The 13,723-nt window shown below is 45.0% G+C and carries 12 protein-coding genes; 7 read left to right on the top strand and 5 right to left on the bottom strand.

The window, feature by feature from the left end:
- Positions 1-23 precede the first annotated feature (23 nt).
- A complete protein-coding gene (locus G3570_RS01475) occupies positions 24-629 on the top strand; it encodes a hypothetical protein (protein ID WP_249066568.1) in 606 nt (201 codons plus the stop codon).
- 729 nt (positions 630-1,358) lie between these two features.
- Entirely contained in the window at positions 1,359-1,562 is a 204-nt protein-coding gene (locus G3570_RS01470) for a hypothetical protein (protein ID WP_165138460.1), read from the top strand.
- Between the two features lie 170 nt (positions 1,563-1,732).
- Here the strand turns inward: G3570_RS01470 and G3570_RS01465 are convergent, their stop codons facing one another.
- From G3570_RS01465 to G3570_RS01455, 3 genes are all read right to left on the bottom strand, one after another.
- Positions 1,733-3,292 (bottom strand): hypothetical protein, encoded by a 1,560-nt coding sequence (locus G3570_RS01465; RefSeq protein ID WP_165138458.1) that lies wholly within the window; start codon positions 3,290-3,292, stop codon positions 1,733-1,735.
- 37 nt (positions 3,293-3,329) lie between these two features.
- Positions 3,330-4,037: a hypothetical protein gene (locus G3570_RS01460; RefSeq protein ID WP_165138456.1), complete on the bottom strand. Its 708-nt coding sequence runs from the start codon at positions 4,035-4,037 to the stop codon at positions 3,330-3,332.
- A 243-nt stretch (positions 4,038-4,280) separates the two neighbouring features.
- Positions 4,281-5,231 (bottom strand): NADP-dependent oxidoreductase, encoded by a 951-nt coding sequence (locus G3570_RS01455; RefSeq protein ID WP_165138454.1) that lies wholly within the window; start codon positions 5,229-5,231, stop codon positions 4,281-4,283.
- A gap of 212 nt (positions 5,232-5,443) precedes the next feature.
- Between G3570_RS01455 and G3570_RS01450 the strand changes: the two genes are divergently transcribed.
- The gene (locus G3570_RS01450) at positions 5,444-5,983 is read left to right on the top strand and encodes a YceI family protein (protein ID WP_165138452.1); all 540 of its coding nucleotides are present in this window, start codon (positions 5,444-5,446) and stop codon (positions 5,981-5,983) included.
- Between the two features lie 238 nt (positions 5,984-6,221).
- Here the strand turns inward: G3570_RS01450 and G3570_RS01445 are convergent, their stop codons facing one another.
- Complete coding sequence (locus G3570_RS01445) at positions 6,222-7,331, bottom strand: carboxypeptidase-like regulatory domain-containing protein (RefSeq protein ID WP_249066566.1); 1,110 nt, start codon at positions 7,329-7,331, stop codon at positions 6,222-6,224.
- Positions 7,332-7,578: 247 nt separating this feature from the next.
- Here G3570_RS01445 and G3570_RS01440 point away from each other — a divergent pair, with 247 nt between their 5' ends.
- The 4 genes from G3570_RS01440 to G3570_RS01425 all read left to right on the top strand — a co-directional run bounded on the left by G3570_RS01440 (position 7,579) and on the right by G3570_RS01425 (position 11,292).
- Positions 7,579-8,310 carry a hypothetical protein gene (locus tag G3570_RS01440; protein WP_165138448.1) on the top strand — a complete coding sequence of 244 codons (732 nt, stop codon included), beginning with the start codon at positions 7,579-7,581 and terminating at the stop codon, positions 8,308-8,310.
- Positions 8,311-8,529: 219 nt separating this feature from the next.
- Complete coding sequence (locus G3570_RS01435; protein WP_165138446.1) at positions 8,530-9,333, top strand: LytTR family DNA-binding domain-containing protein; 804 nt, start codon at positions 8,530-8,532, stop codon at positions 9,331-9,333.
- Positions 9,334-9,440: 107 nt separating this feature from the next.
- On the top strand, positions 9,441-10,583 hold the full coding sequence (locus tag G3570_RS01430) for a serine hydrolase domain-containing protein (protein WP_165138444.1): 1,143 nt from the start codon (positions 9,441-9,443) through the stop codon (positions 10,581-10,583).
- Positions 10,576-11,292 (top strand): hypothetical protein, encoded by a 717-nt coding sequence (locus tag G3570_RS01425; protein WP_165138442.1) that lies wholly within the window; start codon positions 10,576-10,578, stop codon positions 11,290-11,292. The genes G3570_RS01430 and G3570_RS01425 overlap by 8 nt, the downstream gene beginning before the upstream one ends.
- An 88-nt stretch (positions 11,293-11,380) precedes the next feature.
- Here the strand turns inward: G3570_RS01425 and G3570_RS01420 are convergent, their stop codons facing one another.
- Entirely contained in the window at positions 11,381-13,657 is a 2,277-nt protein-coding gene (locus tag G3570_RS01420; protein WP_165138440.1) for an InlB B-repeat-containing protein, read from the bottom strand.
- Between the last annotated feature and the right edge of the window lie 66 nt (positions 13,658-13,723).

The raw sequence follows: 13,723 nt of genomic DNA, 5'->3' as shown, positions 1-13,723 counted from the left end.
ACAAATCCAAAACCGGAGGAATAATGAAGACGCTCCTGAAGATCTGTTCAAGTATAATAGTTGTAACCTTATTAATTGTTTTGACAACAGCATGCAGCGATATTGACTCAGTCACTTCTAATTCTAAAGAGACAATTACTCAAGATTTACAAAGCAACAATATTGAAAATATAAAGCGCCCCTTTCGGTTTTCCACAATTGGTCCGGCAGAGTTCTTAGAGCCGGGAGCCGAAGGATCCGTCCAGCGCTGCAATGAGGAGGGTTTGTTAACTGTTCGTTATAGTGGAGAGGGTGAAGCAATTCACCTGGGACATCACACATTTATCTCTACTAATTGTAGTCCTTTTCCGTTTCCAGCCCCTTCAATTACAAATATCACTAAAGGGATCACTATTTTCACGGCGGCAAATGGCCAGGATAAATTAATTACTTCCTTTTCAGGTCAACAAGAGTTTAATGAAAATGGGGAAGGAACCGTCACTGTTGTGAATGAGATTATAGGGGGAGAAGGTAAGTTTAAAGGCGCAACCGGTCAGACTACCGGCGGAGGTAGCGGTAGTGGCGGTATTGTAAGCACAGAGAGTTCAGGCTATATCATCTTTGATGCCTCCAACCGGTCCGATCTTTAACACATACAAGATTTAGGGGAACACTTTTAATCTACTTAGTGATAACCTGTTGTGTCATTTATAGTAACATTTTAATAATGAAAGCACTGTCACTCATGTTTACCGCTTCTATTAGTGATTGCCAATATTAAACGGTAACACCAAACCCAAAGGATAATGAAGTAAGTCAAACATGCGAAATAGGTTTCAAAATTTATAAATCTAACTGATTAGGACGAAACAGGTTTAAAACCTGCTAATTAAAAAAATAATACCTTCTTACTTGAGCCTGGCAGTTGCTGATTATTCAATGTTGCTGTCAGGCTTTTTAAAATTGGAATATCTTCAGTTCCTTCCAGTTACGGGATACCAGCGCCAATGAAACCGACAGCGGAACTGAAGTCAGGCTTACGGTCAGTATCCAGAAGAAAGGTACCTTCACCGGGTGGCAATCGGCAACGATGACGAAAGCCGATACCCGCAGTTATTATGAAGAACTCTTCAACAAAATAAGCAGGGAAATTAGCAGTTAAGTGTGTTAAAGTGGGCGCCTACTAAAGGCGCCCTAAATTCTATACTTCACTTATTAATCGTTAATCATAACTTATTTTAGTACTCTTATTAGGGAAGCTCTTTTGTTCTCAAGGATATGAGAAAATCCAATACCTGCAATTCTTTGTAAATGATTCTGTAAGGAATTGCATAGCTGTCGGTCATACATATACGACCATTCATTCATACAGAGGAGCTATGCCGAAATACTATGTTGATGAAACGACAAATAATGATGAGTTACACATTGTACATCATGGAGAGTGTGAGAATTTGGAAAAAACGGAAAGTGCAATTTCACTAAGCTATCACAACAACATTTCAAGCGCTGTAGATAAGGCTAAAAAGCTCTATGATAATGTAGCCGGATGCCCGGAATGTTCTGACAGTAGTTATGAATAGAAAAGGACCTGGGCATAGGCCCGTCTCTACATGATAAATAAGTATACTTTCTACTTTCTACTTTCTACTCTCTACTAAATACTCCCCGGTTGAGTAAGCTCTTGATTTATCTATTGCGATTGAATGGCATGCACCGTTTCAGAAAATCTGAGATAGTATTCTAAACTGCATTATCTGTGATTTCCCTGCTGCCACCTATTGTAGACAGAACGCAACATCAGGTCTTCCTGTCGGGTGAAAAATGCTATCATATCACTGCTATCCATGTTTCGGAACCAGTCCGGAATCATATCTTCAGGAATTCCTCCATCCTCGGGAAGCCACTCATATAGATAGCCTCGCGCCGCCATAATATAGACCGGGTGTTCCATTGCCCGAGTTGAGTTCGCATCAAAAGTGAGATCCATATGGTCGGGCGGCAAGATCATCGCATAGCTTGAATCCTGATCGCTGATGGCCTTCAACATTTCCAATTCAGCAGCAGGACCGGTGGCCTCCAGGTCGATCAAGGAAACAGGCTCCATAGCCAGCGGTCCCGTAACCTCGAAATCAATAGATAGCGCATCCACGTGCCATACATCAGCCATGGACGAGATGCGAAGGGTAAGCTCTCCATCCACCTCATCCAGGTTCTCAATCAGCATGGCCCTGCTAAATACCACTTCATTTGCCTCCGGAAGTATGCGGCCGGTCTCTTTCCAACCCGCCTTTCGTTTTACTTCCACTTTCAGACTGCTTCTATCTATCCAGTCTTTAAAGAATTGTTGAAGTTCAGGCTCCTGCTCCAGGGTTTGATAGAATCCGAGCGTTTCATCCCCAACCAGGGAACCCGCCAGCCCGTAAACTTCATTGATCAGTGTGCTGTTGATGGCATCCACCCTAAGAAGCGCTTCTTCGGCACCTTCGGTCTGTTTGAATGTTACTAGCAGCGTATCACGGAAGTCTAATCGGTCATATTTTTTAACCCTTCCGGATTTCCAAAACTTGCCATCTTTCTCCATGAATGCCCTTGTTACCTCATTACCATACTGATCTTGCACAGTCGATGGCATCCTAGATGCAGATAGCCGCCAAACCCTGTTATGATTATCCAATACCACTTCCGATGCCGACGGGGCATCGACTGCAAATAGATTTATGCTATTAAAGATATGAGTTTCCGGTCGCTCGTTGCTGATCCGCACTTTCAGTTTTCCCTCATCCACTACCAGATTCGGCATCAGGTGAAAAGTTTCTGTCTCCAGAGCTTTAGAGATGGCCGTCGAAAAAGCCTCCGCTTCCAAGTGATATTCGGAGCCATCGAAGGCATAGAGAAAAGGGCATGACCCTTCAGGTCTGGTTATATTAAAATTCGGGGGCTGCATCAGGCTATAGACTCCGCCCGCAATGTTAAACACTGCCGGAACCAGCCAAACGCCCTTCCAACCATTTGTTTTTAAGCGTTCAATAAACGCAATGTCATCAAAATATATACTCCCTTCAAAAGACTCTTCAGAATAACCGACTTCGCGGGTACCTTCCCCAGAAATAGTGGAATCATTATAGGTGAAGGTTTCAAAAGTATAATAATCAGAGCCCACCGTCAGCACCCGAATGGGATCCTCACTGAAGCGGGCATCCGCCAATTCACTGTAGCTTGTAACTTCGCGAGATGAGGAGCAGCTTATAATGAGTGTAAAGGTAATGAGTATTACCGTTAATCGCTTAATTTGACTTTGAAGTTTGTTCATAATAGACCTCCATAATTTTCAGACAGTACTTTTTGATTCATCGTAGGGAAAACAGCAGGCTGACCTGAACCCCGGCGGGACGGATGGAATAGTTATTCTGCTCAAATCTGGTTTCAAGACTCGAAGCCAGTGGCAGTGTCAGAAGCAAATCCACGCGCCGCGGACTAAGATTAATGCCCAAAGCCAGTAATCCCTGTGTTTGATCTGCCTCAATATTAACCGCTTCCCCGTATACATAGCTGGTTCTTGCAGCTCCAAGTCCGAATAGTATTCCGGGACGGGTCTGGTACAATAAAAGCATCTTAAAGGCGAAATTATTGGCATCCAAAAGATTTACATCGGCACCACTTAGAAGAAAAAACCCGGGACGGCTGCGTTGGAAAGGAATATAGGTATAGAGCGAAAGAGGAACTGAAACATTTGATTTATCTACACCCAAGCGATCAAGGTCTGAGAAATTGGCTACGGTACCGCCTATACCGAATTGTAAATGAATAGTTTCGAAACGAGGTCGAGAAAGTCCATCCTTATTCTCAGAAAGCGGCAACTCTCCGTTGTTTCGTTCAAGGGTATCTCTTTTGGCCATGACCGTGTCCTTTTCATTCTCTAGATCTATAGATTTGGCATGTGTAATAGTCGGACAGATCAGGAGCGTTAACAGTAACAACAAAAATTGATATTTGATACTGCGAACAACGGTATAACTTAAAAACCTAAACTGTGGCAGAATATTTTGACCTTTCATCTTTCCCTCCGTCATTTATTACGCTTTCTCCACAAGTAAAGTGGAGTATGAAAGGAGAGAAATTCAGGTCAACATAGGGGGTAAAACCTGACATTTTCAGGGATAACCGGTTTTATTACAAATTTATGAGCGAATAAAAGCACATCTATTGAGATTACGACAGTTGCGCTACTCTTTTGCAATAAAAAAGCCGGTGAAGTAAATCACCGGCCTTTGTTCTATACTTATCAGTCTTTTGATTTACTACGGTGTAATAACCGTTTTTCCCCTGGTGTGCAGGCTTTCTATTTGTCGTAGTGCTTCCGCGGTCTCTTCCAGGGAGTAGGTTTTGGATACAGGAACTTCAATATGTCCCTGTTCGGTCAGTTCCCGTATATGCTCCAGTTGTTTCGCATTCGGCTCTACAAACACATATTGAAATTGAATGTCGTCGGGAATATCCGGATTCCGGTTGGTGATGGAGATAAGCTGTCCGCCGCTTTTAAGCGTGCCGATACTCTGCTTAAGGGAATCCCCGCGGGAGCAATGAAAAATGAAGTCGACACCATCCGGTGCCACCTCTTCCAAGGCTTCACCCACATGACCCGCGCTGTAATCGATGGTCTCATCGGCTCCGATCTCTTTCATAAATTGCTGATTTTCTTCACCGGCAACTCCGATGACTCTGGCACCTATACTTTTAGCCAGTTGTATGGCCAGGGTACCCACTCCGCCGGAAGCTCCCAGGATCAGCAGGGTGTCATTTTCCTGTAGATTGCCAAACTGAAACAGCGATTGATAGGCTGTCAATCCCACCAGCGGAATGCCCCCTGCTTCTTCCATGGAAACAGTTTCCGGCTTATGGGCCAGATAGCTTTCGGGCAGCACTACGTATTCGGCAAAAGTACCGTGTTTTATCGTGGGTCGGCGGTCATAGGCATAGACTTCATCGCCCTGCTCAAAACGCCGGGCAGAGTGCCCGCACTCTTCCACAACCCCTGCCATATCCCAGCCCGGGATTGCAGGAAATTCTGCCGGAATCACTTCGTTGAGCATGCCACGAGATACAGCGGCATCCACCGGATTCACCCCGGCCGCTTTCACCCGTACAAGTACCTCTCCTTCGCCGGGCTCCGGTCGATCCAATTCTCCTACAATGATATTGTCCAGTTCACCGAATTCTTTGAAATAGGCTGCCTTCATTTTATTACCCATAATTAGTTCTAAAATCTGATTCTAAATAGTTTCTGTTCATGCATGAGTCGTACAACGTTCATATGCTACCTTACGTTTCCGCCTTTCGTGCTGCCACATCTTCTACAACCCAGCTGCTTCATGCAAAAAGACAAAGTCCCGGGAACCTTTTTATAGCATGCAGGTGTTTAGCGCAAATAATTCTTTAACATTAAACTAAATTGTACACTCTTATGGATACCGCAACTAAAACACTCTGGAAAATTGATCCGACCCACTCCGAAATACAGTTCAAGGTGAAGCATCTCGTCATCTCAACCGTAACGGGAAGCTTTAAATCATTTGAAGGCGCTATAGAGACCGAAGGAGATACTTTTGAAAATGCAGATGCCTCGTTTTCTGCTGACATTGACAGCATCACTACCAACAACGAAGATCGCGACAATCACCTGAAGTCAGATGACTTCTTCAACGCCGAGACATATCCCCAATTGACTTTCACTTCCAACTCATTCGAAAAGCTGGATGACGACACCTATTCTGTGACCGGCGACCTGACCATTCGTGACGTGACCAAAGAAGTGAAACTGGATGTTATTCATGGCGGAACTGTGGAGGATCCCTACGGAAATACCAAAGCTGGGTTTGAGATAACCGGCTCTATCAATCGCAAAGAGTTCGGACTCACCTGGAGCGCCGTTACCGAAGCCGGGAACGTAGTAGTTGGCGATGTAATCAAATTGCACCTGAACGTGCAGCTGGTACAAAGTTAATATTTTAGCACTACCGGATATTAAAGAAGCGGATCGCCAAAAAGGGATCCGCTTTTCTGTTTTATTACTTAAACTGTTTTAAGCGACCGTTCGACCGGTTTATGCATCACTACGTATGGTTCAAGCGTCCCGCTTGGATCATACGTGGCAAGCATTTTTTACTGATTACTAAAAACTAAACGTGTAAAAATAGGCTTTGACAAGCGTGGACACTTGAACCAGCCATTGCCTGGCTCCCTTACTTCAAATCCACAAAACCTTCCGGGCGGTACTCCCTCGGGGTGAGGTCAGCCAAGCGATGAAAGGCAAAATATCCCATCTGGGTTGCGCCATAGGGCTCAAGCACTTCCCCGTCTTCATCCAAAGTGATGGGACGTTCATTCAGCTCCAGCCAGGAAACCTGTGATCCTTTCACCCCTCGCCTAAAATTACGGGTCCATTCCAGGTAACGTCGGTCTTCTTTATCCCTGGTGTAAATAATCTCAAGACGCCCGAAAAACCGTATGTGGTGAAGGTACTCTTCCTCAGCCTGACTGATCAAACGCTTCGGTGATATCCTGTATCGATTATTCGGATAAGGACGGTAACTGCTTTCCCTCAAATTGTAAAGCAGAAATCCCTCTTCCTTCAACCGGTCCTGAAGTAGGGCCAGCCAGAAATGCCGCAGGGATCCGTAAAAGGCTTCCCGGCGGTTCTGCTCCCAGCGCGCCTGCTGCAGGGAGTCAGAGGAGGTCATCTCGGTGAAGAGCGGTTCCCCATCCCACCGGGTTCGTGTGCCGTTATGGGTAAATTCATCCAGGTAGTAGGTAATGTGATAACCGAGAGCGCGATTTTCAATGCGAAGTGGCGCCAGGGCTTTCGCATTCAGCCGGCCCCAGAAGTTGGCATCAAAACGCAGCACTTCAGGATTTAGAATCACAACGGATTCCGCCCATTTGGTTTCGCCGATAAAAAGCTCTTCAAAATGCTCCAGCCTTTTCTTCCACTTCTTGTCAAGATCGCCGGCATAGATTTCATTCATCTCATAAACCACGGGCTTAAGCCCAAAATCCATGGTCTTGATCTCTTCCGGACCTAGTTTCAGATCAAAGGTCTTTCGTCCGTAGCCAATCATGGAGATCACCAGCCGGTGGGCACCGGCGGGAATGCCTTTGAGAATGTAGCGGCCCGTTGTATCGGTGCTGGTACCTATTTTGGTACCCGAAAGAAAGACATGCGTGCCCTGAAGTGGATTCTTACTCTCACTGTCAATCACTCTTCCCTCTATTACCGCCTGGGCATACAAATGGGACGTACCCTCCGTTGAAAAAAGGAACAAAACACAAATTATGAAAAGGATACGGCGCATGGATCCACCCAAAGGTCAGATGAAACGATATGATATCACTGCAACTCTATATAATTTAGTATCCGCCTGATTTTTTTCAAGTTAAAAAAGAGTGAAATTGCTTGAAAGTTTGAGTTTAACCCCGGATCCGACATCCTGCAGAATCCCCAATTTATAACTCCATGATGGCTCAATTTCCGATTTGTTTTAGGGGTACCCCCGTCCTTTAGGTGTATTCCATATATAAACCCCAATAAAAAAGAATACAATGAAAAAAACGCTATCTACCTGGTTACTACTAGCCCCTCTGGCTGTTTCTCTTATATTAGCCGGTTGCGACACCACAGGTTCAAACGGAGCCCAACCCGAATTGTCGGTCAGTTTCGTGGCTAAAAGTAGCAGCTCTGCAGCTAAAAGCTCCTCAGGAGCGGCTTTAAAAAGCAATCACGTAACCATCACCTCAGCAAAAATGCTTTTACGTAAGATTGAGTTTAGCAATGACATCGAAGATGACGGTCTGCCTGACGATTCACTGGAATTTGAAACGGGACCCTTCGTCGTAGCACTCAATCTGGATGGAAGTGTTAATACTGTGGCTGTCAACAATGTGCCTGTTGGCCAATATGATGAAATTGAATTTGATGTACACAAACCGGAAGATAATGAGACACCACCCGATCCCGACTTTAAAGTAGGTACAAGCGGAGACGAACGTTTCTCAGTCATCATTCAGGGTACGTATAACGGAGAGGAATTTACCTATAGGTCCAGCGAAAATATGGAGCAGGAACTGGAACTTTCGACGCCGCTGAATATTACCGAAGATACCGATCGTATCAATGTAACGCTTACCGTTAACCTCTCTGAATGGTTCGTCGATGAGAACAATAATCCGCTAGATCCTACTCTTGTGGACAACGAAAACGCCATAGATGAATCGATTAAAAGATCTTTCGAAGATGCTTTTGAAGATGATGACGAAGACGGTGAAGAAGATTAGCAGAATAAATCGGTCTTTATAAACCGGCACTTTTTAATTCCTCATTTGCACAGAGATCCGCGAAGAAATAGAAACTTCGCGGATCTTTCTATTTCAAGCCATTTAAAACTCTCGCTAGTAAACCGGCACCCTACCTTGTATAGCATGCAATTGAGTCCATAAGTCATTCCGACATTTAATCCGCTTTTTTGATAATTTTTCGGTTCGCTAACACTAGCAATGGTTAATTTATCATCACGGCAGTTGAAGAATCCCGGAACATATTTATTAAAGTATAAGCTGGAGTATCTCCTCACCCTATCCACCGGCTTCTTTCTATTTGTAGTACTCTACTTGTATGAGGGTTTCAATATTCAACAGGGACTATCATTATCAGGACACAGCCTGCTTTTCAGAGCACTATCATTCGGAGCTTTAACTTCGCTCAGCTTTTATATCAATGAAATGTACACGAAAAAAATGTTTCGACCGGACTCGGTACTTCAATTGATTGCATGGCATAGCTGGGAGATATTCAAAGGAGCCTGCCTCACTTTTCTTCTATTTAACTTTTTTTGGAACTGGACTGAATTTACGTGGGCCAGCTTTAGTCTGCTACTGGGAGAGTATACCATCGTGATGATATTCCCGATAGCGGTCAGTTACCTGGCAGCAGGGCAGGCAAAGAGGGCCACATTTTCCGAATCCATGCTGGTATTTGAATCGGAGAATAAAAAAGATAGACTGGCGGTCCATCCTGAAAACTTTCTCTATATCACCTCCGAGGATAATTATATTGACATCTATTATTTATTATCAGGTAAGGTCGAACATCAGTTACAGCGTAATACCCTGAAAAATATTCAATCCGCATTCCGTGAAAATCCCTATTTGAAGAAGTGCCATCGCAGCTACCTTGTCAATCCCCAAAATATCAGGCAGATCCATCATTCGGGAAAAAGCATGAAACTGAACCTGGGCCATCAAATTGAAATACCGGTTTCCGGTAAGTACTTCTCTGAATTTTCAACACTCCTGGATTGAGTCAATTCATCCCTGATAGTTAATTTTCATCCCTTTTTCTCTCCCTGCTATTGGATCGAGCAGGCGCTTTTCTTTTCTTGGGTCGGAAATTTAATGAAATGCAAAACATGAGAACGACTTTACCGATCCTGCTTTTTATACTCTACCTGGTATCCTGCACCAATGAGGATGACAAAAATCCGGCGGCCAATATCACAACCCGGATCGATACCTATATACAGAAAGAACAGAAAGACAATTTTTTTAGCGGTACGGTGACCGTAAGCTCTGGAGAAACCACGCTGTTTTCCAAGGCAACCGGAATAGCGGATCGTAGTTGGGATATTCCCATGCAACCGGATTATCATTTTGATATTGCTTCCATTAACAAATCATTCATTGTGGCCCTTATATTGCTTGCTGTGGAGGAAGAGAAGGTATCATTGCAGGACAACCTGACGGACTTACTCTCCGGCTATACCTACTCGGGCCAATACCATAAGGACATCACCATCCATCAGATGCTCTCACATACCTCAGGTTTGCCGGACTATGATTCTGTTGAACCTGAACTGTCAGCCAATGAGTTTCTAAGGTTAAAAAGAATGCATTTCAACAATGCAGAGTATGTTGATTTTATCAGTAATCTAAAACCGGCAGATGAGCCCGGAGAGAAGTTTTATTACAGCAATTTTTCCTATCACCTGCTGGCAATTATTCTTGAAGATATCTACGAAAGTGAATTTAATTCCCTGCTACAGGAAAAAATTTCCCGGCCATTAAACCTGTCCAATACCTATTCCGAGACATCCCGACGCAAGGTGCATCAAGAGGTAGCAGAAGGGTACACTTTGAAAGACGGAGAGTGGCTGCGCAATGACTATATAGATTTGAGCCTTGGTCGGCGCATATTTTCCACATCCCGGGATCTATATCGGTGGGCACTGGCTATGGACGATACTACGTTTTTAAGGAAAGAATCACTGCGGTTAATGAAAACCAATCACCTTCAGGATATCAGTAACAGGGTTTCCTACGGTTACGGCTGGGTGATTCATGAGGATAATACAAATTACGAAATGGGAAAGCTACCAACCGCTAAACCCTATATCATTCACGGGGGATCTACCGGAGGCTACAAGTCCATACTCGTAAACCTGAACAATGGTGAGTGGATAATTTCAATACTCTCCAATTCCGGCAATCAGACCGATGAACTTAAAATGGCACAAGACATAACAACGATATTAGAGGAAACTCACAATGACTAGCAGACTTCTCATTATTACTGGCATCATTTTCATCTTTACCCTAACCCAGTCCCGGGCCCAGGAAATCACAGGGTTTTGGGAAGTTACTAAGGTCTCCATGCAGGGACAGACGATGACCCCCGTGGCCAAATGGACTAAAATAAATACAGACGGTACCTATCAAACGGGGAATGGGTGGCTGCAAAATGCGGTCGGAACCTGGACCTATGACGCAGCATCACATACATTTTCGCCGGAAGAAACCAATGGCATCACGGACGAATTCGGTCCATTTACCGTAAGTTTTCAGAACGAATCCATGATCTGGAAACGGATGGAAGAAGGAGCGGAAGTGACAGTTGAGCTGCAACAAATTGAACAGTTACCGATGTCCACTGCAGATCAGATTAAGGGTCTCTGGGACTTATCTGCTATTACCGAAAGCGGAGAGGATATTACCTCCGCCTTTGATCCGAATGGCCTCTACTACCTGTTTATTCGATGGGACCGGATTTACCAGGGACGTAACCCGAAGGGTGAAAACATGAGCGGTTATTGGCATATTAATGGTCACCGTCCTGAGATCACTCTCTTGAGTCACACCCGGGGAAAAGAACCCCAAAGCTGGCGGGTTGTTGTATCTGAAAATGAATTGGTACTCAGCGGCATTTCAGATTCCAATAAAAACATGGTAATGACCTTTAACAGGATAGACCAATTCCCTGAGTAATCATCCTTACAAAGGCCAACTTGATAAAAAGCCCGGCACCATAAATAATGGCTGCCGGGCCTGAATTAAGAACTGCTTACTACTACTCTCAGCGTTTGGAATACGTAACTGCTTTAGGAGTTGTAGTTTTAAATACCGGATAGCCGGTTCCTGTTTTCCAGGTAGTCAGCCAGTCAAATTCCGACATATTCAATTGCGCATTGGTTCCGGTCATTTCTGATGTCGTCAGTCCGGTGGCATTATTTACCCCTTGGTAGGGATCCCAAACGGGGCCGGCCTGGCCGGAGGTTTCCGTATCCCAGTAACTGGCATTCAGTACGCCCTGGTTTACTCCCATCAATCCGCCATAGAATTGCGTTGCTGTAACCCGTCCTGCCGCATAGGTCTCGGTAACCGATCCATCGGTATCATTGCGACCAATGGCACCGCCTACACCGGAATAACCGGAAACATCTCCCAGCGCATATGATTTGCTCAATTCACCGGAAAGCAATCTGCCGATTAGACCGCCGGCAAAGGAACCGTTATTTGTGGAAGTTACCGAACCGCTTGCATAACCCTGATTGATAAGACCCGATCCGTTATAGATACCGATCAATCCTCCGACATTCTGCTCACCGGTTACATTACCCGTAGCATATGAAACCAAAACAGGCCCTACCGTATTAAAGCTGCTGCCGATCAGACCGCCCACGTTGACGGCACCGGAAACATCCCCTTTTGCTGATGAATAGCTGATCATTTCTCCAACCTGGCGATTCCCGATCAATCCACCCACGCTCTGAATACCGGTAACACTTCCCATTGCCTGGGAGTTATAAATCCAGGCTAATCCTGAATAACCGACCAGTCCGCCCACACTGTTATTACCATTAACAGCAACATCCGTACTAGATCCGCTGATGAGTACCGTTTCGGCTATACCCACCAACCCGCCAATATTATCATTGCCGGTTATTTGTCCGGTGACATGGACATTTTGAATTGTACTTCCCGAGGTAGCCCAACCCGCCAGCCCACCTACAGGGACTCCGGGTACCGATGTTATGTTAATATTCGTCAGTGTCAGATCTTTAATTTGCGCATTTTGTATTCTGCCAAATAGCCCGGCAGTGGTATTTTCTAAATAAATGCCACCGCTTAGATCAACCGTTAGCCCGCTAATAGTAAATCCGCCGCCATCATAAGATCCGGTAAAACTACCGATTCCTATGAACGCTATAGGCTGGAATCCTCGACCCTCATTCCAGTATTCGGTTTCAGAAGCATCGATGTTATTCACTTGACGAAAGTGTTTGTCGATGAAACTACTGACAGCCTGAAGTTGATCCAAAGTTGTTATCAGGTAGGGATTACTTATGGTTCCTTCCCCATCAAAAAGTGTCTGTTTCATAACGGCAGTGGCCGTAATATTACCGGTCACCGTAACCTCCATAGGGTTCTCGGTGCCGGAGAGGTCGCCTTCCCAGCGAATAAACTCCCAGTTGTCATAAGGTTGAACCCTGATACTGATAACGGAGCCATATTCATATTGATCACCCGAGCGATTGCCCGTGATAAGATCAATAAAGGTACTCCCGGCACCCGAGTATGAAATGGTTACGGTAAAATACCTTTTTATAAATACAGCCGTCACTTCCGAATCACCTTCAATAGTAATCTGAACCGGATTGGTTTCGCCCGTCACATCTCCTGACCAGTGTGAAAATTCCCAGCCCTCGGCAGGATTTGCGGTCAGCTGTACCGTAGTCTGGTAGGGATAATCGGTTGTTTTTGCCGGTATCACTTCTTCAGAGACCGTGCCCTCTCCTTCTACCGAAACCGTCAGGCCGTAGTTTTTCCTGGCAAAGATTGCCGTCACTATAGTTTCAGCGTTGATGGTGATGGTGGCGGGATTTTCTGTTCCGGTCAAAGCTCCCTGCCATTCCTGGAACAGCCATCCTTCATCGGCCACGGCGGTCAATTCCACCAGTGTACCGGCTTCGTATCCATCATTTTTTTGCTGCACTACCCGTTCTCCAACCGAACCCTGTCCCTCAATAGAAATATTCAGAGGATATTCCCTGGCATTGAACAGGGCCGTAATGGTCTTATCTTTATCCATGGTGATAGTGGTTGTACTGATAGTACCTGTATGATCACCACCCCATTGCAAAAATACCCAGTGCTCATTCGGAGTTGCAATCAATTGAACCTTTTCCCCCTTATCGTACTCCCCTTGTACCGGACTTACCGCTCCGGCTTCCAGCGGTTCAACCGATATATTGAGCCGGAATTTCTCGGTTCCTTCATCTCCTGTTGGGGATTTGCAGGAAATAAGCAATAGGCTTGCTATTGCCAGTGAAACTAATGTAAACTTTTTCATTGCCTGTTCTCTCTAACTGCATAGCTAGATCTGTTTACGTAACTGGTTGTTTTAGGCAGGATACCA

Source organism: Halalkalibaculum roseum, from assembly GCF_011059145.1.
Lineage (GTDB): Bacteria > Bacteroidota > Rhodothermia > Balneolales > Balneolaceae > Halalkalibaculum > Halalkalibaculum roseum.
Note: the sequence above shows the minus strand (reverse complement) of the source record. Positions and strands in the feature narration are given on the sequence as shown.

Coding starts and splice junctions, on each gene's coding strand:
- G3570_RS01465 (WP_165138458.1), bottom strand. CDS start 3,292: ATGAACAAACTTCAAAGTCAAATTAAGCGATTAACGGTAATACTCATT.
- G3570_RS01470 (WP_165138460.1), top strand. CDS start 1,359: ATGCCGAAATACTATGTTGATGAAACGACAAATAATGATGAGTTACAC.
- G3570_RS01420 (WP_165138440.1), bottom strand. CDS start 13,657: ATGAAAAAGTTTACATTAGTTTCACTGGCAATAGCAAGCCTATTGCTT.
- G3570_RS01435 (WP_165138446.1), top strand. CDS start 8,530: ATGGTTAATTTATCATCACGGCAGTTGAAGAATCCCGGAACATATTTA.
- G3570_RS01440 (WP_165138448.1), top strand. CDS start 7,579: ATGAAAAAAACGCTATCTACCTGGTTACTACTAGCCCCTCTGGCTGTT.
- G3570_RS01445 (WP_249066566.1), bottom strand. CDS start 7,331: ATGCGCCGTATCCTTTTCATAATTTGTGTTTTGTTCCTTTTTTCAACG.
- G3570_RS01460 (WP_165138456.1), bottom strand. CDS start 4,037: ATGAAAGGTCAAAATATTCTGCCACAGTTTAGGTTTTTAAGTTATACC.
- G3570_RS01430 (WP_165138444.1), top strand. CDS start 9,441: ATGAGAACGACTTTACCGATCCTGCTTTTTATACTCTACCTGGTATCC.
- G3570_RS01450 (WP_165138452.1), top strand. CDS start 5,444: ATGGATACCGCAACTAAAACACTCTGGAAAATTGATCCGACCCACTCC.
- G3570_RS01455 (WP_165138454.1), bottom strand. CDS start 5,231: ATGGGTAATAAAATGAAGGCAGCCTATTTCAAAGAATTCGGTGAACTG.
- G3570_RS01475 (WP_249066568.1), top strand. CDS start 24: ATGAAGACGCTCCTGAAGATCTGTTCAAGTATAATAGTTGTAACCTTA.
- G3570_RS01425 (WP_165138442.1), top strand. CDS start 10,576: ATGACTAGCAGACTTCTCATTATTACTGGCATCATTTTCATCTTTACC.